The 22,585-nt window shown below is 74.0% G+C and carries 23 protein-coding genes and 1 tRNA gene; 10 read left to right on the top strand and 14 right to left on the bottom strand.

The features are described 5' to 3' along the window. Nucleotides 1-24 precede the first annotated feature (24 nt). Nucleotides 25-468, bottom strand: a complete 444-nt coding sequence (locus AB0424_RS19600; RefSeq protein ID WP_366307027.1) for a YchJ family metal-binding protein — start codon at nucleotides 466-468, stop codon at nucleotides 25-27. A gap of 113 nt (nucleotides 469-581) precedes the next feature. Between AB0424_RS19600 and AB0424_RS19605 the strand changes: the two genes are divergently transcribed. Together AB0424_RS19605 and AB0424_RS19610 are read left to right on the top strand one after the other, a co-directional pair. Then, nucleotides 582-1,925: a 6-phospho-beta-glucosidase gene (locus AB0424_RS19605; RefSeq protein ID WP_366307029.1), complete on the top strand. Its 1,344-nt coding sequence runs from the start codon at nucleotides 582-584 to the stop codon at nucleotides 1,923-1,925. A 69-nt stretch (nucleotides 1,926-1,994) separates the two neighbouring features. Further along, nucleotides 1,995-3,884 carry a M64 family metallopeptidase gene (locus AB0424_RS19610; RefSeq protein ID WP_366307031.1) on the top strand — a complete coding sequence of 630 codons (1,890 nt, stop codon included), beginning with the start codon at nucleotides 1,995-1,997 and terminating at the stop codon, nucleotides 3,882-3,884. 78 nt (nucleotides 3,885-3,962) lie between these two features. On the opposite strand, the gene AB0424_RS19615 is transcribed toward AB0424_RS19610, so the two are convergent. From AB0424_RS19615 to AB0424_RS19625, 3 genes are all read right to left on the bottom strand, one after another. Beyond that, nucleotides 3,963-4,781, bottom strand: a complete 819-nt coding sequence (locus AB0424_RS19615; protein ID WP_366307033.1) for an SAM-dependent methyltransferase — start codon at nucleotides 4,779-4,781, stop codon at nucleotides 3,963-3,965. A 74-nt stretch (nucleotides 4,782-4,855) separates the two neighbouring features. Further along, the gene (locus AB0424_RS19620) at nucleotides 4,856-5,092 is read right to left on the bottom strand and encodes a DUF397 domain-containing protein (RefSeq protein WP_015037566.1); all 237 of its coding nucleotides are present in this window, start codon (nucleotides 5,090-5,092) and stop codon (nucleotides 4,856-4,858) included. Further along, complete coding sequence (locus tag AB0424_RS19625) at nucleotides 5,093-5,968, bottom strand: helix-turn-helix transcriptional regulator (protein ID WP_366307035.1); 876 nt, start codon at nucleotides 5,966-5,968, stop codon at nucleotides 5,093-5,095. Nucleotides 5,969-6,239: 271 nt separating this feature from the next. On the opposite strand from AB0424_RS19625, the gene AB0424_RS19630 reads away from it, so the two are divergent. Genes AB0424_RS19630 through AB0424_RS19640 form a run of 3 tightly spaced genes read left to right on the top strand, consistent with a single transcriptional unit; the run spans nucleotide 6,240 to nucleotide 7,934 of the window. Beyond that, nucleotides 6,240-6,671: an ATP-binding protein gene (locus AB0424_RS19630; RefSeq protein WP_366307037.1), complete on the top strand. Its 432-nt coding sequence runs from the start codon at nucleotides 6,240-6,242 to the stop codon at nucleotides 6,669-6,671. After that, nucleotides 6,665-7,183: a hypothetical protein gene (locus tag AB0424_RS19635; RefSeq protein ID WP_366307039.1), complete on the top strand. Its 519-nt coding sequence runs from the start codon at nucleotides 6,665-6,667 to the stop codon at nucleotides 7,181-7,183. The genes AB0424_RS19630 and AB0424_RS19635 overlap by 7 nt, the downstream gene beginning before the upstream one ends. 34 nt (nucleotides 7,184-7,217) lie before the next feature. After that, a complete protein-coding gene (locus AB0424_RS19640) occupies nucleotides 7,218-7,934 on the top strand; it encodes a class I SAM-dependent methyltransferase (protein WP_366307041.1) in 717 nt (238 codons plus the stop codon). Nucleotides 7,935-8,060: 126 nt separating this feature from the next. Here AB0424_RS19640 and AB0424_RS19645 read toward each other — a convergent pair. The 4 genes from AB0424_RS19645 to AB0424_RS19660 form a co-directional block, all read right to left on the bottom strand. Then, nucleotides 8,061-8,148: transfer RNA gene (locus tag AB0424_RS19645), tRNA-Leu, on the bottom strand. A 386-nt stretch (nucleotides 8,149-8,534) separates the two neighbouring features. Further along, nucleotides 8,535-9,284 (bottom strand): class F sortase, encoded by a 750-nt coding sequence (locus tag AB0424_RS19650; RefSeq protein ID WP_366307043.1) that lies wholly within the window; start codon nucleotides 9,282-9,284, stop codon nucleotides 8,535-8,537. Between the two features lie 103 nt (nucleotides 9,285-9,387). Continuing rightward, entirely contained in the window at nucleotides 9,388-9,942 is a 555-nt protein-coding gene (locus tag AB0424_RS19655) for a hypothetical protein (RefSeq protein ID WP_366307045.1), read from the bottom strand. Nucleotides 9,943-10,100: 158 nt separating this feature from the next. Further along, entirely contained in the window at nucleotides 10,101-11,057 is a 957-nt protein-coding gene (locus tag AB0424_RS19660) for a beta-ketoacyl-ACP synthase III (RefSeq protein ID WP_366307047.1), read from the bottom strand. Nucleotides 11,058-11,300: 243 nt separating this feature from the next. Between AB0424_RS19660 and fdhD the strand changes: the two genes are divergently transcribed. Then, nucleotides 11,301-12,128 (top strand): formate dehydrogenase accessory sulfurtransferase FdhD, encoded by an 828-nt coding sequence (gene fdhD / locus AB0424_RS19665; RefSeq protein WP_366307049.1) that lies wholly within the window; start codon nucleotides 11,301-11,303, stop codon nucleotides 12,126-12,128. 23 nt (nucleotides 12,129-12,151) lie between these two features. Here the strand turns inward: fdhD and AB0424_RS19670 are convergent, their stop codons facing one another. The 3 genes from AB0424_RS19670 to AB0424_RS19680 form a co-directional block, all read right to left on the bottom strand. Then, nucleotides 12,152-12,535 (bottom strand): (2Fe-2S) ferredoxin domain-containing protein, encoded by a 384-nt coding sequence (locus AB0424_RS19670; RefSeq protein WP_366307051.1) that lies wholly within the window; start codon nucleotides 12,533-12,535, stop codon nucleotides 12,152-12,154. After that, nucleotides 12,532-13,053: an isochorismatase family protein gene (locus AB0424_RS19675; RefSeq protein WP_366307053.1), complete on the bottom strand. Its 522-nt coding sequence runs from the start codon at nucleotides 13,051-13,053 to the stop codon at nucleotides 12,532-12,534. The genes AB0424_RS19670 and AB0424_RS19675 overlap by 4 nt, the downstream gene beginning before the upstream one ends. Before the next feature lie 79 nt (nucleotides 13,054-13,132). Next, the gene (locus tag AB0424_RS19680) at nucleotides 13,133-14,266 is read right to left on the bottom strand and encodes a bile acid:sodium symporter (RefSeq protein ID WP_366307055.1); all 1,134 of its coding nucleotides are present in this window, start codon (nucleotides 14,264-14,266) and stop codon (nucleotides 13,133-13,135) included. Nucleotides 14,267-14,421: 155 nt separating this feature from the next. Between AB0424_RS19680 and AB0424_RS19685 the strand changes: the two genes are divergently transcribed. The 3 genes from AB0424_RS19685 (at nucleotide 14,422) to AB0424_RS19695 (ending at nucleotide 18,394) form a co-directional block, all read left to right on the top strand. Then, nucleotides 14,422-15,288 (top strand): LysR substrate-binding domain-containing protein, encoded by an 867-nt coding sequence (locus AB0424_RS19685; protein WP_366307057.1) that lies wholly within the window; start codon nucleotides 14,422-14,424, stop codon nucleotides 15,286-15,288. Between the two features lie 296 nt (nucleotides 15,289-15,584). Continuing rightward, nucleotides 15,585-17,414, top strand: coding sequence for a long-chain fatty acid--CoA ligase (locus AB0424_RS19690; protein WP_366307059.1), 1,830 nt, complete (start codon nucleotides 15,585-15,587; stop codon nucleotides 17,412-17,414). A gap of 185 nt (nucleotides 17,415-17,599) precedes the next feature. Continuing rightward, nucleotides 17,600-18,394 (top strand): aldo/keto reductase, encoded by a 795-nt coding sequence (locus AB0424_RS19695; protein WP_366307279.1) that lies wholly within the window; start codon nucleotides 17,600-17,602, stop codon nucleotides 18,392-18,394. Nucleotides 18,395-18,531: 137 nt separating this feature from the next. Here AB0424_RS19695 and AB0424_RS19700 read toward each other — a convergent pair whose 3' ends face one another. After that, nucleotides 18,532-19,803, bottom strand: a complete 1,272-nt coding sequence (locus AB0424_RS19700) for an SUKH-4 family immunity protein (RefSeq protein WP_366307061.1) — start codon at nucleotides 19,801-19,803, stop codon at nucleotides 18,532-18,534. A 162-nt stretch (nucleotides 19,804-19,965) separates the two neighbouring features. On the opposite strand from AB0424_RS19700, the gene AB0424_RS19705 reads away from it, so the two are divergent. Further along, nucleotides 19,966-20,430, top strand: coding sequence for an RICIN domain-containing protein (locus tag AB0424_RS19705; protein WP_366307063.1), 465 nt, complete (start codon nucleotides 19,966-19,968; stop codon nucleotides 20,428-20,430). A 22-nt stretch (nucleotides 20,431-20,452) separates the two neighbouring features. On the opposite strand, the gene AB0424_RS19710 is transcribed toward AB0424_RS19705, so the two are convergent. Both AB0424_RS19710 and AB0424_RS19715 read right to left on the bottom strand, forming a co-directional pair. Next, nucleotides 20,453-21,448 (bottom strand): class I SAM-dependent methyltransferase, encoded by a 996-nt coding sequence (locus AB0424_RS19710; RefSeq protein WP_366307065.1) that lies wholly within the window; start codon nucleotides 21,446-21,448, stop codon nucleotides 20,453-20,455. 143 nt (nucleotides 21,449-21,591) lie between these two features. Continuing rightward, entirely contained in the window at nucleotides 21,592-22,527 is a 936-nt protein-coding gene (locus tag AB0424_RS19715) for an AraC family transcriptional regulator (protein ID WP_366307067.1), read from the bottom strand. Nucleotides 22,528-22,585 lie beyond the last annotated feature (58 nt).

Raw genomic sequence — 22,585 nt, forward strand, 5'->3', positions numbered from 1 at the left:
CGGCCGGAGCCCCCCGCCGGCGGGCTACTCCAGGAAGTCGCCGTCCACGTACACCCAGGCGCCCTCGTGGCGGGCGAACCGGCTCCGCTCGTGCAGGGCGCCCTGTTCGCCGCCCTGCGCGTAGCGCGCCGTGAAGGTGACCGTGCCGTGCTGGTGGAAGGCGGTGCCCTCGGTGGTGGCCTCGATCTCCAGTCCGGCCCAGCGCAGCGCCGGGTCGAAGTCGACGTCGTCCGGCCGGGTCTCCGGCGCCCAGGTGCGCAGCAGGTAGGGCTCGTCGCGGACGACGAAGGCGCAGTAGCGCGAGCGCATGAGGAGCGCGGCGGTGGGCGCCGTGCCGCCGGTGCCCGAGTGGAACCGGCCGCAGCACGCCCCGTAGGCGGCGTCGAGGCCGCACGGGCAGGGGGAGGCCGCGGTCACGGCGGGCGCGGCGGCCGGGGCCGTGCGGGGGCGGGTCTTGCGTCGGGACATGCCGTCATTCTCCCCCACGGCGGGTGCGCCCCGGCGCCCGGCATGTGGACGTCCCAGTGGACTCCGGACTCCGGTCCCGCCGCCCGGGAAGGGCGCGCGAGTAGCGTACGACCATGAAACTGACGATTCTCGGAGGCGGCGGATTCCGGGTGCCGCTGGTGTACGGCGCCCTTCTCGGCGACCACGCCGAGGGGCGGGTCACCCACGTGACCCTGTACGACCTCGACGAGGCACGGCTCACGGCCATCGCCCGGGTCCTCGCGGAGCAGGGCGACGGGGTGCCGGACGCGCCCGTCGTGACCGCGACGACGGATCTGGACGAGGCGCTGCGCGGGGCCGACTTCGTGTTCTCGGCGATCCGGGTGGGCGGTCTGGAGGGCAGGGCGGCCGACGAGCGGATCGCCCTGGCCGAGGGCGTGCTCGGCCAGGAGACGGTCGGGGCCGGCGGGATCGCGTACGGCCTGCGGACCGTGCCGGTCGCGGTGCACATCGCCCGGCGGACCGCCGAACTCGCCCCGGACGCCTGGGTCATCAACTTCACCAACCCGGCGGGCCTGGTCACCGAGGCCATGTCGCGGATCCTCGGCGACCGGGTCGTCGGCATCTGCGACTCCCCGGTGGGCCTGGGCCGCCGGGTCGCCCGGGTGCTCGGCGCGAACCCGGACGAGGCGTGGATCGACTACGTGGGCCTCAACCACCTGGGCTGGCTGCGCGGTCTGCGGGTCGGCGGCCGGGACCTGCTGCCGGAGCTGCTCGCCGACGAGACGGCGCTCGGTTCCTTCGAGGAGGGCAGGCTCTTCGGGCCCGAGTGGCTGCGCTCGCTCGGCGCGGTCCCCAACGAGTACCTGCACTACTACTACTTCAACCGGGAGGCGGTGCACGCCTACCGTACGGCCGAGCGGACGCGCGGCGCCTATCTCCGCGACCAGCAGGCCGGCTTCTACCTGGAGACGGGCAAGCCGGACGTGTCGGCCCTGGACGCCTGGCACCGTACGCTCGCCGACCGCGAGGCCACCTACATGGCCGCCAACCGGGAGGCCGCGGGGACCGGCGACCGCGACGAGGAGGACCTGGAGTCCGGCGGCTACGAGAAGGTGGCGCTGGCCCTGATGCGGGCGATCGCGCGGGACGAACGGGCCACCCTGATCCTCAACGTGCGCAACGGCTCGACGCTGGCCGCGCTCGACGCGGACGCGGTGATCGAGGTGCCCTGCTCGGTCGACGCCAACGGCGCCCACCCGATGGCCGCGTCGCCCCTGCCGTACCACGCCGTCGGTCTGGTGACCGCGGTGAAGGCGGTCGAGCGGGAGGTCCTGGCCGCGGCGGAGAGCGGTTCGCGGGCGACGGCGGTGAAGGCGTTCGCGCTGCACCCACTGGTCGACTCGGTGGAGGTGGCCCGCCGGCTGGTGGACGGCTACCGGGCGGAGCACCCCGGTCTGGCGTACCTGCGGCACTGAACCGTCGCCGAGCCGTACGGCCGGCGAACATCTTTACGACGCCGGGGGCGCGGCCTAGGCTCGCGCCCCATGACCTCACAGCGCAACGGAGCACGGAGAGGACTGGCCAGGCTCGTCGCGGTCTGTCTGCTGGCCGCCGGACTCGTGGGAGCGGGACCGGCGGCCGCGGAGACCCCGACGAGCGGTGAAAGTCCCGTCGTCGTCCCCATCCAGACGACCGGGCCGGCCGACCGTCGGTTCAACCTGGTGTTCATGGGCGACGGTTACACGGCCGAGGAGATGCCGGCCTTTCGAGCCGACCTCGAACGGCACCTGAACACGCTGTGGAGCATCGAACCGTTCGCCTCCTACCGCTCCTACGTCAACGTGTGGGCGGTGGAGGCTCCTTCGGCCGAGTCCGGGGTGGACTGCGATCCCGCGCTGACCGCCCCGGCCCGTGACACCGCGCTCGACATGGGCTTCTGGGGCGGCTGCAACCCGGCGAGCGTGCAGCGGCTGCTCACCGTCGACAGCCGCAAGGCCGCGGCGCTGGCCGATCTCGTCCCGGGCACCACCCGGGCCAACCGGCAGATCGTCGCGCTCGCCCACAGCTCCACCTACGGCGGCGCGGGCGGCGGTTACGCCACGGCCTCCGGAGGCAACGCGCTCTCCGCCCTGATCACCCCGCACGAGCTCGGCCATTCGCTCGGCGGCCTCCAGGACGAGTACGACTACTACGCGCGGGGCGTGCCCGGCGAGGCGTACTCCGGCCCCGAGCCCGCCTCCGCGCACCACACCCTCCTGACGGAGGAGCAGATGCGGGAGCAGCGGGCCAAGTGGTGGCGCTGGCTGGGCGAGGAGAGCGAGTCCGGCGGTCCGATCGGCCGCTTCGAGGGCGGCCTGTACAGCACGAAGGGCGTCTGGCGCCCGAGCCGTCACTCGCTCATGAAGACCCTCGGCTACTCCTTCGACCAGGTGGAGCGCGAGGTGATGGTCGGGGCCGTCTCCGCGAAGGTGAACCTCGTCCAGGACCACACGCCGAACGCGGCGCCGGTCGGCGCGGACCGGATCGTGTGGGTCGACACCCTGCACCCGGTGGGCGGCGCGCTCTCCGTCACCTGGCGGCTGGACGGCCGGACCCTGACCACGCGCGGCGCGCGCTCCGTCGACCTGCGGCGGCTCAGCCTCTCCGCCGGTGCCCACACGCTCACGGCGACGGTCACCGACCCGACGCCCTTCGTCCGCGACCCGGCGCTGCGCGCCTCGCCCGCGCTGACCCGGACCGTCGGCTGGACGGTGGACCCGTCGCTCACCACCCGGGCGGAGCCGGTCCGGGCCGCGTTCACCGGGCACACCCCCACCGGACGGGCGGTCGGCGCCCGGGCCGTCGTCCACGCGGACACCACCCATCCGACGGACCGCGTCCCGGCCGTGCACTGGCGGCTCGACGGCCGCCCCGTCCGCCCCGCGGGCCGCAACGACCGCGATCTGGACCTGGGTTCGCTGCGCATGTCCCCCGGTACGCACACGTTGACCGCGCGCATCCCGGGAACCGCCGAGGTGCTGGCCTGGACGGTGGACGCCCGCCCGGCGACGGCCTCGTACGAACTGTCCGCGCCGCTGCGGACGGTGAGCCGCCCCGGCCGCCCCTTGGAGTACGTCTACGACGGCCCCTTCACCCTGCGGCTGACCGCGCGGGACGACCAGGAGGGCGCCGTCGTCAGCCAGTTCAGGGTCAACGGCGACGGCTGGTACACCTACTACGGCTGGCCCACGGACGCCGACGCGCCGTTCCGGCTCTCGCCCGGCGGCACCGTGATCGACGACCTGGTGTACGGGAAGCTGGGCAGGTCCCGCGCCGTGCCGTGGGACGACGCCACCCCCGACCTCGGCACCCACACGGTCGAGTACCGGACGATCGACGCCGCCGGCAACGTGGGGCGCCCGCGGAGCTTCCTGGTGACGCTGGTGCGGTCGTAGGCGGTCCCGGGAACGACGGAAGGGCCCGTGGACCGGGGTGCGGTCCACGGGCCCTTCCGGTGCTCCGTACGGTCGGGGTCAGAGCTTGCGGGCCACGCCGGCCCACCCGGGGATCGGGTCGTCGCCCTGGACCGGGACGGGCTCGCCGAGCTCCGGGTGCCACTCCGCGGTGAGCGCGACACCGGGCTCGACGAACTCCATGCCCTCGAAGAACGCGGCCAGTTCGTCGCGCGAGCGGGGCCGCAGGGTCAGCCCGCGCGCCCGGTACATGGCACTCGCCCTCTCCGCGCCCTCGGGGTCGAAGTCCCCGGTGACGTGGGAGAGGACGAGGTAGCTGCCCGGCGCGAGCTTCTCGACGATCTTGGCGACCAGTTCGTACGCGCCGTCCTCGTCCCCGACGAAGTGCAGCAGGGCGAGCATCGACAGCGCGATGGGCTGGTCGAAATCAAGGACCTTTCCGGCCCTTTCGAGGATGACCTCGGGCTCCCGGGCGTCCGCCTGGATGTACTCGGTGGCCCCTTCCGGGGTCGAGCGCAGCAGGGCGGCCGCGTGCGCGAGCACGATCGGGTCGTTGTCGCAGTAGACGATGCGGGACTCCGGCGCGGCCTCCTGCGCTATCTGGTGCAGGTTGGGCTCGGTCGGGATGCCCGTGCCGACGTCCAGGTACTGCCGGACGCCGTGGGCGCTGAGCCAGCGGATGGCGCGGTGCATGAAGGCCCGGTTGACGCGGGCCATGTCCCGGCCCCGGGCGTCGACGGTGAGCAGCTGGCGTGCCATCGCCTCGTCGACCGGGTAGTTGTCCTTGCCACCCAGGAACCAGTCGTACATCCGCGCGGGATGCGGCTTGCTGGTGTCGATGTGCAGTCCGCCGTGTGGGGCTGCGGGTTCCTGGGTCATCGGCTCTCCTGGTCGGGATGAACGGCTGGCACTACGGCAAGAGTTACGCGATGGTAGGGGTGGGACGGAAGGGTTCAGGTGAGCAGAAAGTCAGCCTGGCCGGATTTGGCGCCCTGGATGAAAGCGGCGATCTCTCCGTGGGTGTAGATGAGCGCTGGTCCTTCAGGGTCTGCGGACTGTCGCACGGCGACTCTGCCGTCGGCCAGCTTCATGGCCTCGACGCAGTTGCCCCCGTTCCCGCCGCTCCAGGGCTTGTGCCAACCCTCGGCACCGAGCTCGGCGGCGGGCATGCCGTTGTATATGCGATCCATTCACAGCTCCTTGCGGAGATTCCGGAGAATCTCCTTCGTGCGTTGTGCAGTCGCGGCCTGAGCCGCCATGCGGTCCATGACCTCCAGGTGGGATGCCACCTCGGGACGCGCGTCGAGATAGACCGCGCCGGTCAGGTACTCGCTGTAGACCATGTCCGGAAGTTCGGGCATGGCGAAGCGGAAGAGGACGAACGGTCCGTAGGTGCCGGGATGGTGGCCGGACGCGAACTCCGCGATCTGCAGGGTGACGTTCGGCGACTCGGACGCTTCGAGCAGCCGGTCGAGCTGGTCGCGCATCACCTCGGGCCCGTCGCCGACCGGTCGGCGGAACACCGTCTCGTCCATGATCACCCAGAACTTCGGGGCGTCCTCCCTGGTCAGCAGGGACTGACGCTCCATCCGTAGGGCTACATGGCGCTCGGCGTCCTCGTCCTTGCCGGCATCGCTGCCGCCACCGACCGCCCCGCTGCGCAGAATGGCACGGGCGTATGCCTCGGTCTGGAGGAGACCGGGGACGAACTGGGGTTCGTAGGCCCGGATGAGGCTGGCCGCCCCCTCCAGGCTCACGTACATGGAGAACCAGCCGGGCAGCACGTCGTGGAACCGCTGCCACCAGCCGGGGAGGTTGGCCTCCTCCGCGAGGGCGATGAAGCCCTCGGCCTCGGAGTCCGTGATCCCGTACTCCTTGAGCAGGAGCTGGACGTAGGGGATCTTCAGCGCGACCTCGGCGGTCTCCATCCGCCGGACGGTGGCCGGGGCCACCCGGAGGATCTTCGCGGCCTCTTCCCTCTTCAGGCCGGCCCGCTCCCGCAGATCCTGCAGGCGCCTGCCGAGAACGACCTGTCCCACCGTGGGGGCGGACCGCGGCTCGCTCACTCTCAGACCTCCCCGACGCACTGTTTCGACGAGTGTGCCACGAAGCCGGGCCGGTGAGAACAAGGCACTCTGCAATTTTCAGAGTGCCACTTGCCAAGTGTCCGAACCAGGAGGACAGTGTTCCGGTGAACCAGTACTCGCTGCCGCCGTGCGCCGTCGCGCCACGGCGACAGCGCCGTACGGCAGTCCTGCCCACTGTTGTGAGGAACCGGTCGTGGCTTCTGGTAACGCGCAGCCCTCAGGTCTCATGAGCCCGCGAGCCCCCCGGGTCATGGCCCAGCGCCCACAGCAGCACACCGATCCCGTCCGCCGCTTCGCCTTCGAACTCCCGGCGCGCACCGCCTCCGTCGCCCGCGCCCGCCGGCTCGCCGAGGAGCGGCTCATCCTCTGGGGATGCGGCCCCGAGATCCGCGACACCGTCGCCTTGGTCGTCTCCGAGCTCGTCACCAACGCCGTCGTGCACACCGCAAGCGACCGCGTCGTCTGCGAGCTCCGCGAGGACGAGGAGACCCTGCGCATCTCCGTACGCGACGAGGGCGGCCCCGCCGATCCCCGCATACGCGACTGCGGCGAGGAGGAGCGCGGCCGCGGACTCCTCATCGTCGACGCCCTCTGCTCCGCCTGGGGCGCCGACCGCACCGGTCACGGCACGGCCCAGGTCGTCTGGGCGGAACTCGCCCACGGCATGGGGGAACCGTGCTGAGGTCGATGGCCACCCGGATGCTCCCCCGCTCGGCCCGCAAGCCGCCCGAGACCGTCCCGTGGCAGCGCGCCGCCGCCGACCCGCGCGGGCCGCACCCGAGGCCGCTCGGCTCGGCCTCGCCCGGCGCCCGGACCCTGGGCTCCCCCGAGCTCGCCGCCACCCGCCTCGCCGTCCCCGTCGGCCTCCGGACGGGACTGGGCTGCGACGCCGTCGGCGTCCCCTCCCGCTTCGGCTTCAAGATCCTCTCGCGCCTCCCCGCCAAGGGCTGCGTCTACGCCGACTCCGACTGGTGGTGGTGGCTCGTCCCCGCCGGCTCCGATTTGGACCTCACCTGGCCGCTGCCCGCCTGCTACGCCCCCGGCGCCGAGATCCCCGACCGCGGCCCCCGCCTCATCCACCGCCCCGACGGCGCCTCCCCCTACACCCCGCCCATCCCGCTGTACCTGCTCGTCTGCCAGCTGACCGGGATCGCCCCGGCCTGGCCGGCGCCGCCGGTGGGCAGCGCGCTCTGACGCCGGGGGGCCCTCACGGCATAGGGTCGGAGCCATGTTCACCCCGCAGGGTCCCAGCCTCCGCGAGCTGACCGTCCAGGCGCTCTCCTCCGTCGAGCACGGCTACGACCTGCTCGCCGACTCCTTCGACGCCACCCCGTTCCGCACCTCCGACCGCCTCCTGGCGGCCGTCACCCGCACCCTGGAGTCCCTCGGCCCCTTCGACTCGGGGCTCGACGTCTGCTGCGGCACCGGCGCCGGACTCGGGGTGCTGCGCTCCGTCTGCGCGGGCCGCGTCACCGGCGTCGACTTCAGCGCGGGCATGCTCGCCCGGGCCCGCGCCGCCCATCCCGACGCCGACCTGGTCCGCGCCGACGCGCTGGCCCTGCCCTTCGCCCCCGCCTTCGACCTGGCGGTCAGCTTCGGCGCCTTCGGCCACTTCCTCCCGGCCGACCAGCGCACCCTCTTCGACCGGGTCCACGCCTCGCTGCGCCCCGGCGGCACCTTCGCCTTCCCGCTCCCCGCCCCGCCCCCCGTCGGCTCCCGCCTCTACTGGACCCTCTGGGGCTTCGACGCCGTCATGCGCGTCAGGAACGCCCTCTGGCGTCCCCCCTTCGTCATGTACTACCGGACCTTCCGCCTCGCCGACGTCCGCACCCGTCTGACCGACGCCGGCTTCGACGTCTCCCTGGTCCCGGTCGAGAACCTCGGCCGCCGCGACGACGGCAGCCCGCGCTGCCGACTGGTGGTGGCGCGGAAGAACGCCGGATGATCCTGCCCGAAACCGGGGGCGCGCCCCTCGGCGGCCCGGCCCCCAGGCAGTACGGCTCACTCGGAACGGGGCCCGCCGGGCATGCGAAAAGTGCCGGTCGATTCGAGATCGACCGGCACTTTCGTGTGGTGTCCGAGGGGGGACTTGAACCCCCACGCCCGATAAAGGGCACTAGCACCTCAAGCTAGCGCGTCTGCCATTCCGCCACCCGGACAAGGTGTCTGTCGCTTTTCGGTTTCCCTCGCGGCGACAGATGTAACTCTACCAGGGGTTTGAGGTGCCGTTCACCAGCGTTTTCCGTGGTCAGTGGGGTGCGGGGACGCCTTCACCTGCGATTCGACCCGATTTGGCCGTTCGTGCACACGTTGTGCGCTCGACCGCGCACGGAGGGTGAGGGGCCGGGCGGGGAGGGTCCGCGAAATGCCTGGTCGCGGCGGGTGAGAGGAGGCGCGGGGGGCTGAAGCCGGTCCGGCGCGCTGGGCGGGACGGAGGGGCGGGGTGGGAGCCGGACGCCCCCCGACGCCGGCTCCGCGGGCCCACCCTGACGACCGGGACGCGGTCCAGGCCAATACCGCGCGGGGAGTCCGTCAGGTCGGGCGGTCAGCGGACCTCGACGAGACGGGCGGAGACGACGACGTTGCCGGTGTAGCCGTGCTCCTCGGTGAAGGCTCCGCCGCAGGTGATGAGGCGGAGCTCGGGCCGGCCGGAGTCGGCGTAGACGCGCGCGGCGGGGAAGTCGTCCTTGGGGACGAGCTCGACGCCGTACACGGCGAAGACGGCGGTGCGGCCGTCGCGCCGGTCGATCTCGACGCGCTGCCCCCGGGAGACCGCTCCGAGGTCGTAGAAGACCGCCCGGCCGCCGGGGGTGTCGACGTGGCCGACGACGACGGCGGTGCCCCGCTGGCCTGGGGTGACCGCGCCGGTGAACCAGCCCGCGAGCCGGTTGTCCCGGGGCGGCGGGGGCTCGATCCAGCCGTCGGCGTCGAGGCCGACGGCGGTGACGGGGGCGTCGATGCGGACGGCGGGGACGCGGACACGGAGCGGGTCGGACGCGGGGAGCGGGCCGAGTGCGGCGGCGGGGGCGAACAGGGAGGCGTCGGCGAGTGCGGCGGCGTGGGGAGCCGCGACGGCGAGGGGCTGCGGCGGGCCGTCGGCGCGGAGCTCGTCCGCGCCCCCGCGCACGAGGTGGACCCCGACGAGGAGGGCGACGGCGACGAGGCCCCAGGCACCGCGCCGCCCGGTGCCGTGGGGCCTGGCGACTCCGGCCGGCCACCCGGTGGCGGGGGGCGGCGTGGCAGCGTCGGGCCGCTCGGCGCCCCGTGGGCGTCCCGCACCGTACGACCGCCCCACGTCCCGCCCTCCTCGACAGCGTCCTGCGCATGTGGCGCCCCTCCGGCCCGGACCTCGTCACACCGGGCCGGAGGGGCCGTCTCAGGCTCCCTGGTCCCGGCCGTCAGGCGCGGCCGCCGGTGTCCCGGCGACGGGTCAGGGCGACGGCGGCGCCGAGCGCGCCGGCGATGAGCAGGACCCCGGTGACGACCTCGGCCGTGCCGAGCCCTTCGGAGCCGGGGGCGGAGGCGGCCGTGCCGTAGCCGGCCTTCACGCCCTTGTGGGCCGCGGTGGGCAGGCCCTCCTCGGGTCCGTCGGGCTTCGGCCCGGGGTCGGCCCGGGCGACGGTGAGGGGGGCGGTGCCGCGCTCGCCCTTGCAGTCGAAGGTGATCTCGTACTGGGCGCCGGCCTTGGCGTCGACGTCGACGGTCGCGGTTCCCGGGCGGCCCTCGGTGAGGGTCACGGTGTCGAAGACGCCGGAGGTGACGGTCACCGACGGCACCTCGCACCCCTCGGAGGTGAGGGTCACGGTGCCGCCCGGGGCGATCGTCGCCGGGGTGACGGAGAAGCCGAACGACGTGATGTTCCGTTCGCCTTCGTCCGCCAGGGCGACCGGCGCGGCCGCGACCGCGGCGACGGCGCCGAGCAGGGCGGCGGAAGCGGCACGTATCGCGCGCATGGGCGGTCCTCCGGTTCACACGAGGGCTCGGGCGCGGAGCGATTCCGCGGCCGGGACGAAACGACCCTCACCGTGATCGAAGCTAGGTCCGCCCCCGGTGCGCCGCCACCGGCGCGCCGCCGAACGGAGGCATCCGGGCCGGCGCGCCGGCCGCTGCCTCAGGGGACGCGGACGACCTGGCCCGCGTACGAGAGGTTGCCGCCGAAGCCGAAGAGCAGGACGGGGGCGCCGGAGGGGAGTTCGCCGCGCTCGACCAGCTTGGCGAGGGCGAGCGGGATGGAGGCGGCCGAGGTGTTGCCGGAGTCGACGACGTCGCGGGCGACGATCGCGTTGACGGCGCCGATCTTCGCGGCCAGCGGCTCGATGATCCGCAGGTTGGCCTGGTGCAGGACCACGCCGGCGAGGTCCTCGGGGGCGACGCCGGAGCGTTCGCATGCCTTGCGGGCGAGCGCGGGGAGCTGCTGGGTGGCCCAGCGGTACACGGACTGCCCCTCCTGCGCGAAGACGGGCGGGGTGCCCTCGATCCGGACGGCGTGGCCCATCTCGGGTACCGAGCCCCAGAGCACGGGCCCGATGCCGGGCTCGTCGCCCGCGTCCGCGTCCTCGACGGCCTCGACGATCGCGGCGCCCGCGCCGTCGCCGGTGAGGACACAGGTGGTGCGGTCCGTCCAGTCGGTGACGGCGGTCATCTTGTCGGCGCCGATCACCAGGACCCGGCGGGCGCCGCCGGCACGCACGGCGTGGTCGGCGGTGGCGAGGGCGTGTGTGAAGCCGGCGCACACCACGTTGAGGTCCATGGTGGCGGGCGACGCCATGCCGAGGCGGGCGGCGACGCGGGCGGCCGTGTTCGGGGAGCGGTCGATCGCGGTGGAGGTGGCGACGAGGACGAGGTCGATGTCGCCGGGGGTGAGGCCGGCCGCGGCGAGGGCCTTGCCGGCCGCGTGGGCGGCGAGCTCGTCGACCGGCTCGTCGGGTCCGGCGACGTGCCGGGTGCGGATGCCGACCCGGCTGGTGATCCACGCGTCGTCGGTGTCGACGATCTCGGCGAGATCGTGGTTGGTGAGCACCTTGGCGGGCTGGTAGTGCCCGAGCGCGGCGATACGAGTGCCCGTCATACCCGGGACCCCCTAGGTGGTTCGTGCGGCGGATCACCCAGTCTTGCCAGCGACTGATGGGTAACCGGTGACGTAAACCACCAAGATTCCCCCGTACTGCTTGGCCGACCGTGACAACGTCCCTGGTGGGGGCGGGGTCCGCGGCCGCCGCCGGCCCGCGTGTGGCGCCGGTGCGGGTGGAGGAGAATGGCCCGGCCGGGGTCTTCCCGGCCTTCACGGCGGAGAGAATCGAGAACGGTCACGATGGGTCGGGTCACCGAGCGACGGCGTGTGCTGCGGATCCGTGGCGGTGCGGTCAACGCACGGCCGGACACGCTGGTGGCCGAGGAGCCGCTGGAGATCCGGCTGAACGGGCGCCCGATCGCGATCACCATGCGCACCCCGGGCGACGACTTCGCGCTCGCGGCCGGGTTCCTGGTCAGCGAGGGGGTCCTCGCCGCCGCCTCGGACGTGCGGAACATCGTGTACTGCGCGGGGGCCACGGACGACGGTCGCAACACGTACAACGTCGTGGACGTGCAGCTGGCGCCCGGGGTGGCGGTCCCGGACATCAGTCTGGAGCGGAACGTCTACACGACGTCGTCGTGCGGCCTGTGCGGGAAGGCCAGCCTGGACGCGGTCCGCACCACGGCCCGCTTCCCGATCGCCGACACTCCCCCGGTACGGCTCTCCCCGGAACTGCTGTCCCTGCTGCCCGAACGGCTGCGGGCGGCGCAGCGGGTCTTCGACACGACCGGCGGTCTGCACGCGGCGGCGCTCTTCACCGAGGAGGGCGAGCTGCTGGACGTCCGGGAGGACGTCGGCCGGCACAACGCCGTGGACAAGCTGGTGGGACGGGCTCTGCGGGAGGGGCTGCTGCCGCTGGAGCGGGCGGTGCTGCTCGTCTCGGGGCGGGCCTCGTTCGAGCTGGCGCAGAAGGCCGTGATGGCCGGCATCCCGGTCCTCGCGGCCGTCTCCGCGCCGTCCTCGCTCGCCGTCGACCTGGCCGCCGAGACCGGGCTGACGCTGGTGGGCTTCCTGCGCGGGCCGGACATGAACGTGTACGCGGGCGAGCACCGGATCGCCGTCTGACGCGACCGCGATCCGGGTCCGGCTCAGTTCTTCGGCGGGTCGATCATCTGGAGGGCGAGGGTGGCCGGGGGCGGGGCGATGCCCGGGCCGCCGGCGGCCGTCCAGTCGAGGATGTCGTCGAGGCAGTCCTCGTCGAGGGTGAAACCGATCCACGCGGCCCGGCCGCCGCGGCGGCGGCCCTCGGTGGAGGGCTGGACGACGACGATGTTGGCCTGGGCGCAGGGTCCGAGGCAGTCGCTGGTGCGGACGGCGAGTCTGCCGCCGGAGGCCGCGGCGGCCTCCGTGAGGCGGGCGAGCTGGCCGGCGTGGTCGGTGCCGGGGTTCTTGCGGGCGTCGCCGCAGCAGCAGCCGCGGCAGACGACGAGCGAGCAGGGGCGGGCCCCGTACCGTATCGGCACCGGGGTCACTCCGGACCGTCCAGCGTGATCCCGGCGACCGGGGCGACCGTGCCGAGGCGCGGGAAGTCGAGGTCGACGGAGGCGCGGTGCTCGTCGGCGGTGAGGGCCGCCATCGCGTCCTCGGCGAAGACGAGGTCGTAGCCGAGGTCGCCGGCGGCGCGGGCCGTGGACTCGACGCCGAGGTTGGTGGCGATGCCGCCGAACACCAGGGTGGTGGCGCCCAGTCCGGAGAGCAGCGCGTGGAGCCCGGTGTCCTGGAAGCCGCCGATGGTCCGCTTGACGACGACGTGCTCGCCGTCCCGGACGAGGCCGGCGACGAGGTCGCTGCCGGGCGGCTGGCTGTCGACGTTCGGCCGTTCGACCCGGATGTGGACGACGGGCGCGCCGGCGGCGCGGAAGGTGTCGGCGAGCCGGGTGGACGCCGCGAGGACGTCGGTGCCGGGTCGGGGGGCGAGGGGCAGCGCGACGATGCGTTCCATCAGGTCGACGAGGACGAGCGCGGTGCTGCCGGGATCGAGTGCGGGCATGGGAGCACCGTAGCGGCCCCGATGATCATCCCGGGGCCGCCGGTGGTGTGATCCGGCCGACGCGAGGGGGCGCACGGGGTCATCGGCCGGGCGCGGCCCCGGGCACGGGTGCGGGCCCGGGGCCGCGAACCGCCTCCGTGCCGCTGTTCTCCGGCGGACCGGTCTTCGCCGGGGCGGGCTCCGGGGAAGCGGGCTCCGCCGGGGCGGGCTCCGGGTCCCGCGAGCGGCGCTTGGCGATGACCGCGCAGACCATCAGCTGCATCTGGTGGAAGAGCATCAGCGGCAGGACGGCGAGCGCGGCCTGCGGGCCGAAGAGGACGCTCGCCATGGGCAGCCCGGCGGCCAGGCTCTTCTTCGAGCCGGCGAACTGGACGGCGATGCGGTCGCCCCGGTCGAAGCCGAGGAGCCGGGCCCCGTGCCAGCTCAGGGCGAGCATCACGGCCAGCAGGACGGCCTCGACGGCGAGCAGCAGGACGAGCCGGACGGGGGTCACCAGGTGCCAGATGCCGGCGACCATGCCCTGGCTGAAGGCGGTGTAGACGACGAGGAGGATCGAGCCGCGGTCGACGAGGCCGAGGACCTTGCGGTGGCGGGCGAGGAAGCCGCCGACCCAGCGGCGCAGGAGCTGGCCCGCGAGGAACGGCACGAGGAGCTGGAGCACGATCTTGAGGAGCGCGTCGGCGGAGAGGCCGCCCGCGCTGTTCCCGAGGAGCAGTGCCGCGAGCAGCGGGGTGAGGACGATGCCGGCGAGCGAGGAGAAGGAGCCGGCGCAGATCGCGGCGGGCACGTTCCCCCGGGCGATCGAGGTGAAGGCGATGGACGACTGGATCGTGGACGGCACCAGGCAGAGGAAGAGGAGCCCGCCGGCCAGCTCGGGGGTGAGCACGGTCGGGGCGAGGCCCTGCGCGGCGAGGCCGAGGAGGGGGAAGAGCAGGAAGGTGCAGCCGAGGACGGTGAGGTGGAGCCGCCAGTGGCGGAGGCCGTCGAGGGCCTCGCGGGTGGAGAGCCGGGCGCCGTAGAGGAAGAAGAGCAGCGCCACGGCGCCGGTCGACGCGCCCTCGGCGACGTCCGCGGCCGCGCCGGACGCGGGCAGGAGCGCGGCGAGGGCGACCGTGCCGAGCAGCGCCAGGACGTACCCGTCGACGGGTATCCGGGACAGCAGGCGGAGGCCGGCACGGCCGGGGCCGGCGGGGCGCGGGATGGGGCGGGTCATGGTCTCCACTGCTCTGTGCGCTGCGGGGGTGGCGCCGTTCCGTGCGGGGATCGCGCCCTCTCATCCTGCTCCACGGGCCGGTGATCGGGAATCCCGTACAGCCCTCTGACTGTCATCACGGTTCGCGATGACCCGTGCCGCGGTAGCGTCGACCCGTGTACGAGCCCGCGCAGCTGCGCACCTTCCTCGCCGTGGCCCAGACGCTGAGCTTCACGCGCGCCGCCGAACGGCTCGGTCTGCGCCAGTCGACCGTCAGCCAGCACGTGCGGCGTCTGGAGGAGGCGACGGGCCGGCCGCTGTTCACCCGGGACACCCATCGGGTGGAGCTGACGGAGGACGGCGAGGCGATGCTCGGGTTCGCCCGCACCATCCTCCAGGCGCACGAACGGGCGGCGGCGTTCTTCGGCGGGACCCGGCTGCGCGGCCGGCTGCGCTTCGGCGCCTCGGAGGACTTCGTGACGACCCGGCTGCCGGAGATCCTCGCGTCGTTCCGGCGCGAGCACCCCGAGGTCGACCTGGAACTGACGGTCGAGCTGTCGGGGACGCTCCAGGCCCGGCTGGCGGCGGGCCGGCTCGATCTGATCCTCGCCAAGCGGCGGGGGGCGGAGAGCGGTGGCCGGCTCGTCTGGGAGGACTCGCTCGTCTGGATCGGGGCGCCGGGGCTGCGGCTCGACCCCGACCGGCCGGTGCCGCTCATCCTCTACCCGCCGCCGGGGATCACCCGGGCGCGGGCCCTGGAGGCCCTGGAGGCCCAGGGCCGGGCGTGGCGGATCGCGTGCACGAGTTCCAGCCTCAGCGCGAACGTCGCGGCGGCCCGCGCCGGGCTCGGCGTGATGGCGCACACCCGGGGTCTGGTGCCGCCGGGTCTCGTCCCCGTGCCGGCCCGTGCCGGGCTGCCGGAGCTCGGCGAGGTCGGCTTCGTGCTGCGGACGGGCCGCCGGGGCGGGGCCGTCCAGGAGGCGGCGGACGCGCTGGCGGAGGCGATCCTCGCGGGCGGGGACCGGCTGCACCGGCCTCGCTGACGGCCCGGCCCGTGAAGGCCCCCGGCGCCCGGGAAGCGGCGCCGCGGGGGTCCGCGCGTGAGCGGCCGGTACAGATTCCGTGGAGATTCCCGCCCGGCGGACGTACCGACCGGTCCGTAACACGCTGGAAGGGCCCGCGACTTGGCCACCTCACCGTCCCTGACCTGTGAGAACACAGAATGTCCCGGCTTGGTGAAGGCCCTCCCGCCGGGCAGGCGGGTGGGGTACCGTCACCCGCGCCGTACGGAGCGCGACAACGGACTTTTCCAGCCATCGAGCGGTCGAGGAGCAGGTCAGTGCGCGAGTTCACCGTGCCGCCCGTCGAGGCGGCGCCTCAGGTCGGCGGTCTGGCGGACGCCGTGTTCGACCGCGCCCTCGACGAGCCGGGCCGGATCGCGTTCGGCCGGAGGGATCCGGGCCCGGACGGGAAGTGGCGGGACGTGACCGCCGCGGAGTTCCGCGACGAGGTCGTCGGGCTCGCGAGGGGGCTGATCGCCGAGGGCGTGCGGTTCGGCGACCGGGTCGCGATCATGGCCCGCACCCGCTACGAGTGGACGCTCTTCGACTTCGCGCTGTGGACGCTGGGCGCGCAGTCCGTGCCGGTCTATCCGACCTCCTCCGCCGAGCAGGTCTTCTGGATGCTGTACGACTCCGAGGTCACGGCGTGCGTGGTGGAGCACGAGGACCACGCGATGACGATCGGTTCGGTGATCGACCGGCTGCCCCGGCTCCAGCGGCTGTGGCAGCTGGACGCGGGCGCGGTGGCGGAGCTGACGGCGGCGGGCACGGACATCGACGAGGAGGTCGTGCACCGGCACCGCAGGGCGGTGACCCCGGAGACGGTGGCGACGGTCATCTACACCTCGGGCACGACGGGCCGCCCGAAGGGCTGTGTGATCACCCACGCGAACCTCATGTTCGAGACGGACATGCTCGTGGGGCGCTGGGAGCCGGTGTTCCGGTCCCGGCCCGGGGACGAGGCGTCGACCCTGCTGTTCCTGCCGCTCGCGCACGTCTTCGGGCGGATGGTGGAGGTCGCGGCGGTGCGCAGCGGGGTGAAGCTGGGGCACCAGCCGGTGATGGCGGCGGCCGAGCTGCTGCCCGACCTGGTGGCGTTCCGGCCGAGCTTCGTGCTGGCCGTGCCGTACGTCTTCGAGAAGCTCTTCCACGCGGCCCGGCGCAAGGCCGAGAGCGAGGGGAGGACCGGCCCGTTCGACAAGGCCGTGGAGGTGGCGGTCGCGTACGCCGAGGCGCTGGAGCAGAAGGCGTTCGGGACCGGCCCGGGGCCGTCGGCGGCGCTGCGCGTGCAGCACCAGTTCTTCGAGAAGACGGTGTACGGCAAGGTCAGGGCGGCCCTCGGCGGGCGGGTCCGCCACGCGATGTCGGGCGGTTCGGCGATGGACCGCAGACAGGGGCTGTTCTTCGCGGGTGCGGGCGTGACGGTCTTCGAGGGGTACGGGCTGACCGAGTCGTCGGCGGCCGCGACCGCGAACCCGCCGGGGCGCACCAAGTACGGCACGGTCGGGCAGCCGGTCCCGGGCACGACGGTGCACATCGCGGAGGACGGCGAGGTGTGGCTGCACGGCGGCCAGGTCTTCTCCGGCTACCTGAACGACCCCGACGCGACCGCCGCCGTCCTCAACGACGGCTGGCTGGCCACCGGCGACCTCGGCTCCCTCGACGCGGACGGCTATCTGACGATCACCGGGCGGAAGAAGGAGATCCTGGTGACCTCCGGCGGCAAGAGCGTCGCCCCCTCCGGTCTGGAGGAGCGGGTGCGGGCGCATCCGCTGATCGCCCAGTGCATCGTCGTCGGCAACGACAGGCCGTACGTCGCCGCACTGGTCACCGTCGACCAGGAGGCGGTGGAGCACTGGCTGGCGATGCAGGGGCGGCCGCCGATGGCCCCCGCCGAGCTGGTCCGCGACCCGGCTCTGGAGACGGAGATCCGGCGCGGCGTCGTCGCGGCGAACACGCTGGTCTCGCAGGCCGAGTCCATCCGCACCTTCCGGATCCTCGCCCATCCCTTCAGCGAGGAGCACGGGCTGCTCACCCCCTCGCTGAAGCTGAAGCGCAAGGCCATCGAGCGGGCCTACGCGGCGGAGGTCGAGGCGCTGTACGGCTGAGCCGCTTCGAGGGGACGGATCGCGCCCGGGAGGAATGCGCGGCGGCCCTTGATCGTTGAAGCTGGGAAGTGCCCGTACGACCGGCAGGGGCGTACGGCCGTCACGACCCGAGACAACGTAAGGATCCAGGCCACGTGAGCACGGACAGCAAGGTTCCCTCGATCACCCTCGCCAACGGCGTCGCCATGCCGCAGCTGGGCTTCGGCGTGTGGCAGGTGCCGGACGACGAGGCGGCGACGGCCGTGGCGACCGCACTGGAGGCCGGCTACCGCTCGATCGACACCGCCGCGATCTACCAGAACGAGGTGGGCACGGGCCAGGCCGTCGCCGCCTCCGGCATCCCCCGCGAAGAGCTGTTCGTCACCACCAAGCTGTGGAACAGCGAGCAGGGCTACGACTCGACGCTGAGGGCCTTCGACGCCTCGCTCGACAAGCTGGGCCTCGACTACGTCGACCTCTACCTGATCCACTGGCCGGTGCCGGCGAAGGACGCGTACGTGGACACGTACCGCGCCTTCGAGAAGATCCACGCGGACGGGCGCGCCAAGGCGATCGGCGTCTCGAACTTCCTGCCGGAGCACCTGGAGCGGCTGATCGGCGAGACCTCGGTCGTGCCCGCCGTCAACCAGATCGAGCTCCACCCGCAGCTCCCCCAGCAGGCGTCCCGCGAGGCGCACGCCAAGCTCGGCATCGCGACCGAGGCGTGGTCGCCGCTGGGCCAGGGCCGCGGGCTCCTGGAGGTCCCGGCGATCGTCGCCATCGCCCGCAAGCACGAGCGGACCCCCGCCCAGGTGGTGCTCCGCTGGCACCTCCAGCTCGGGAACGTGGTGATCCCGAAGTCGGTCACCCCCTCGCGCATCCGCGAGAACATCGACGTCTTCGACTTCGAGCTCGACGCCGAGGACCTGGCCGCCATCGCCGCCCTCGACGAGAACCGCCGCCTCGGCCCGGACCCGGCGGAGTTCAACGTCGGCGCCTGAAGGACACGGCGGAGGAGCCTGCCGCGCCGCGCCGCCTCGGCGGTGCGGCGCCGCCTCGGGGGCGGACGGCGGGCCCGGTGACCGCGGGTGCCGGGCCCCGCGCGCGTCGGCGCCGGGCCCGGTGACCCGCCCCGGGCTCAGTAGCCGTCGACGCCCAGTTCGGTGATCGAGGCGAAGAGGTGCTCCCACACGTCGGCGCCGGGCGCCCCCTCGGCGAGCGCCCCGGCGTCCGCCTCCGCCATGGCCCGGAGGAACGCCTTCACCCCGTCCTCCCCCGCGTACGGGTCCCAGCACGCGCCCATGTACCGGCGGACGCCCTCCAGGAAGCGGACGAAGGAGTCCAGGTCGCGGACGAGCGGGAAGACGGCGTCGCCGCCGGGGCCGTGGCTGCCGTCCGGCTGCCGCATGCCGACCGCTCCGGTCACCGGGTGCAGGAACACCTCCCCGGGGTCGCAGTGGCCGAGGTCGAAGGAGCCGAGGCGCAGCAGGCCCTCCGGGCCGGGTTCCAGGAAGCCTCCCGCCGTCGCGAACGACGTGACGCCGGCCGCCCAGTGACGCGGCACGCCGACCTCGGCCAGCAGGGCGCGGGTGGGCGCGTGGACGAGGGCCGCGGGCAGGTCGTCCGCCGCGACGCGGACGACCCCGGCGGGGCCGAACACCGCGTCGAGCCGGGCCGCGGTGAGGGAACCCGCGTCGTCCCTCGTACCGGGGCGGAACCACGGTCCGCCCTCCGCCGGTGTCCGCTCGGCCGTGTCGGCTCCGCCGGTCGGCCAGTCGGCGAGGGCCTCGCCGTTCGGCTCGACGACGGCCACCCCGCGCGCGTCCAGGAAGACGAAGCGGCCGCCCTCCAGCGGGACCGGCTCCTCCCAGCCGTCGGGGGCGCGCAGCGCCCAGGACTCCTCGTCGGCGTCGAACAGCCACGGTCCGTCCGGCTCCACGTCGTCCAGGGGCTCCGCGCCGTCGGCGGGGGCGGGGAGGACCCGCCCGGTGGCCGGGTCGAACCAGGTGTCCCGGCACCACAGCGCCCAGAGCTTGAGCAGCGGCCGCCCGTCGGCCTCGTACATCTCGGCGGAGCGGTCGCCGCTGAGGTTCGGCTCGGCCTCGTAGGCGCCGACGGGCCGCCACCACGCCCACACCGTCCGCCACGGCAGCCCCGGTTCGGCGGCGGTGATCCGGTCGGCGTAGGCGTGGTGGCCGAGGACGGTGGCCGCGAAGTGCAGCCACGACGCGAACTCGGCGGGGGTCACGGGAGCGGCGCCGAAGACGGCCTCGGCCTGGGTGAACACCTCGCGGCCCACCCCGCCGTCGTCGTCCGCCAGGGCGTCGAGGCGGGTGCGGAGCTCGGCGCGGTCGTGGCGCAGGACCCGCGCGGGGTCGTCGAGCAGGGAACGGAGATCGGGAGCGGTCACCGGCCCCATGGTGTCAGGCCCGGCCCGACACCGGCCCCATGGTGTCAGGCCCGGCCCGCTGTCGGACCCGGGACGTAGAGTCGATGACGGCTCTCCACGGGGCCGGCCCGCGGCCCGCGCGCCGCGCGTCCGACAGCGGGGCGAGACGAAGGAGTGGGAAGGGTGAGCGGTGGTCCGGGACCCGTCGAGGCGGGCCTCTACCGGGTGCGGAACGTGGCCAGCGGGCTGCTGCTGGAGGTGTACGGGGGTTCGAGCCGCAGCGGGGCGAACGTGCAGCAGGGCACCGAGGACGGCACCCCCGGGCAGCACTGGCACATCACGCCCGTGCCGAACGGCGGCGGGCTCCACCACCTGGTCAACGCGGCGAGCGGCAAGCGTCTCGACGTGGCGAACGCCTCCACGGAGAACGGCGCCAACGTCCAGCAGTGGAAGGCGAACAACTTCGGCGCGCAGGAGTGGATCATCGAGCAGGACCTCCAGTCGCCGGGGACGGTGGCCCTGGTGAGCTTCGTCAGCGGGCTGTTCCTGGAGGTCGCCGACGAGTCGACGGAGGCCGGCGGCGACGTGCGTCAGTGGGAGGACACCGACTCCCCGTTCCAGTGGTGGCGGCTGGAGCCGGTGTCCTGACGCCGGGCGCCGGGCCCGCGGGTCAGCCCTTGCGGGCGGTGTGCACCGTACGGGCCGTCAGCTGGAAGAGATCCGTGCGCCGGTGCAGCGACAGCGCGTCGGCCGGGTCGAGGAGCCGGTCGAGCGTCTCCTTGTCGTCCGGCGCGATGCGGAAGCCGACGCCCTCCCGCAGCCGCGTGTAGTGGGCGACGGCCAGCTCCCGCACGACCGGGGACACCGGGGCGGGGAGGTCGGTGAGGAAGGTGCGGGTGCCGGCCGGGGTGAGTCCGGCGCCGGCGAGGAGCGCCCGCCAGTCGTCCGGCTCGTCCTTGGTGTCGGGCAGGTCGGCGCGCATCTCGCCGAACCAGTCGGCGTGGGCGGCGTCGAGCCGGGCCTCCAGACCCGGCCGGCCGATCCCGATGTGCCACGGCAGGTGCCGGGTGGGCAGCCCGCCCTCGACGAGGACCATCAGGCCGCCGGGATGCAGCTGTTCGGCGAACCGGGCGAGCGCGTCGCTCTGGTCGCCCATGTGGTGCAGGGAGTTGCCCGCCCAGATGATGTCGGCCCTCCCCAAGGAGTCGATCGCCTCCGGGAGTTCGGCGTGCAGGGTGGTCACGCGCGCACCGAGGCCGCGGGCGTCGGCGCGGGCCCGTGCCAGGGCGAGCAGCTCGGGGCTGCCGTCGACGGCCACCGCCTCGGCCGCCGGGAACGCCTCGGCGAGCAGGCTGGTGACGACACCCGGACCGCTGCCGACGTCGAGGATCCGGCGGACCCCGGGTGCCGGGACGAGGGTGCCGAGCCAGGCCGCGGCGTCCGCGTAGGCCGGGCTCGCGATCTCGGCCTGGCCCTCCAGGAGCGGAGCCAGCTCGCTCCAGTCCAGGTGGGTGTGGGCGCCGTCGTGCTGATGGCCGTGCCGGTGCCCTTCGGCGGGCCCGTGTCCGTGTCCTTCGGCGGGCCCGTGTCCGTGTCCTTCGGCGGGCCGGCTGCCGTGGCGCTCGTCGTGCGAGGGGTCCGGGTGGGATGCGCGATGCTGACTCATGGCTCCAGGGTGCGACGAGACTGCCCGGACTGCGAGAAATGTTGCCGGTCCGGCAAATCAGGACCGGGTGCCGTCACACCCGCGTGGTGCGGCCGGGGCCCGGTACGACCGGGGGCCCACGATGACCGCGCCCGCCGGTCCCGTCAGGCCCGCGCGGTCCGGTGTTCCTGCGGACTGATGCCCCGGACCCGCTTGAAGGCGGCGCTCAGGGCGAAGGCTCCGCTGTAGCCGACCCGCCGGGCGACGGCCTCCACCGTGGCGTCCGGCTCGCGCAGCAGGTCGGCGGCGAGCGCGATCCGCCAGCCGGTGAGGTACGCCATCGGGGGCTCGCCGACGAGGCTCGTGAAGCGGCGGGCGAGCGCCGCCCGGGACACCCCCGTCTTCGCGGCGAGCGAGGCCACCGTCCAGGGGTGGGCGGGATCGTTCTGCAGCAGCCGGAGCGCCTGACCGACCACGGGGTCGCCCATCGCCCGGTACCAGGCGGGGGCCTCCGCGCCGGGCCGGGCGAACCAGGCGCGGACGGCGGCGATCAGCAGCAGGTCGAGGACCCGGTCCAGGACGACGCTCTGGCCGGGCTCGTCACGGGAGATCTCCTCGTCGAGGAAGGGCATGAGGGGGCAGTTCCACACGTCCGCGGGGAGGTGGACCAGCGCCGGCAGGGCGTCGAGGAGCCGGCGGCCGACCTCGCCGTCCATCAGGTAGGTGCCGACCAGGACCGTGGTGCCGCCGTCCGGGGCGTTGCCCCAGGTGCGGACGCCGAGCCGCATGGACTGGGAGAGGGGCTCGCCGGTCAGCGTGGTGCAGTTGCCGTCGGGGCCGATCCGGGCCCGGGGCGGTGCGTCGGGGGCGTCGGCGACGGTGTACGGCTCCGGGCCGCGCGCGATCGCGATGTCCCCGGGCCGCAGCAGGAAGGGCTCCCCGGTGTCGGGGACCATCCACGCCTCGCCCTCGGTGACGCACATCAGGCAGATCGGGGCGCCGTCCTCGATCCGCACGGACCACGGCGGCTCCATGATCATGCGCAGCAGGAAGGCCCCCTTGGCGCGGGGCCCGTCGAGCAGTCCGGCGAGTGCGTCCATGGTGGGCAAGGGTAGAGCGTGCGCGCGGCCGAGACGCAGGCGTAGGTCCGTGAGACGG

The sequence above is a fragment of the Streptomyces sp. NPDC051180 genome (assembly GCF_040689545.1).
In the GTDB taxonomy this organism is placed as follows: domain Bacteria; phylum Actinomycetota; class Actinomycetes; order Streptomycetales; family Streptomycetaceae; genus Streptomyces.

Excerpts from the sequence above, each read along its gene's own strand:
- AB0424_RS19675 (WP_366307053.1), bottom strand. The coding sequence starts at position 13,053 with ATGCCCGCACTCGATCCCGGCAGCACCGCGCTCGTCCTCGTCGACCTG.
- AB0424_RS19710 (WP_366307065.1), bottom strand. The coding sequence starts at position 21,448 with ATGAGTCAGCATCGCGCATCCCACCCGGACCCCTCGCACGACGAGCGC.
- AB0424_RS19695 (WP_366307279.1), top strand. The coding sequence starts at position 17,600 with ATGCCGCAGCTGGGCTTCGGCGTGTGGCAGGTGCCGGACGACGAGGCG.
- AB0424_RS19605 (WP_366307029.1), top strand. The coding sequence starts at position 582 with ATGAAACTGACGATTCTCGGAGGCGGCGGATTCCGGGTGCCGCTGGTG.
- AB0424_RS19640 (WP_366307041.1), top strand. The coding sequence starts at position 7,218 with ATGTTCACCCCGCAGGGTCCCAGCCTCCGCGAGCTGACCGTCCAGGCG.
- AB0424_RS19655 (WP_366307045.1), bottom strand. The coding sequence starts at position 9,942 with ATGCGCGCGATACGTGCCGCTTCCGCCGCCCTGCTCGGCGCCGTCGCC.
- AB0424_RS19715 (WP_366307067.1), bottom strand. The coding sequence starts at position 22,527 with ATGGACGCACTCGCCGGACTGCTCGACGGGCCCCGCGCCAAGGGGGCC.
- AB0424_RS19615 (WP_366307033.1), bottom strand. The coding sequence starts at position 4,781 with ATGACCCAGGAACCCGCAGCCCCACACGGCGGACTGCACATCGACACC.
- AB0424_RS19680 (WP_366307055.1), bottom strand. The coding sequence starts at position 14,266 with ATGACCCGCCCCATCCCGCGCCCCGCCGGCCCCGGCCGTGCCGGCCTC.
- AB0424_RS19600 (WP_366307027.1), bottom strand. The coding sequence starts at position 468 with ATGTCCCGACGCAAGACCCGCCCCCGCACGGCCCCGGCCGCCGCGCCC.
- fdhD (WP_366307049.1), top strand. The coding sequence starts at position 11,301 with ATGGGTCGGGTCACCGAGCGACGGCGTGTGCTGCGGATCCGTGGCGGT.
- AB0424_RS19620 (WP_015037566.1), bottom strand. The coding sequence starts at position 5,092 with ATGGATCGCATATACAACGGCATGCCCGCCGCCGAGCTCGGTGCCGAG.
- AB0424_RS19610 (WP_366307031.1), top strand. The coding sequence starts at position 1,995 with ATGACCTCACAGCGCAACGGAGCACGGAGAGGACTGGCCAGGCTCGTC.
- AB0424_RS19630 (WP_366307037.1), top strand. The coding sequence starts at position 6,240 with ATGGCCCAGCGCCCACAGCAGCACACCGATCCCGTCCGCCGCTTCGCC.
- AB0424_RS19660 (WP_366307047.1), bottom strand. The coding sequence starts at position 11,057 with ATGACGGGCACTCGTATCGCCGCGCTCGGGCACTACCAGCCCGCCAAG.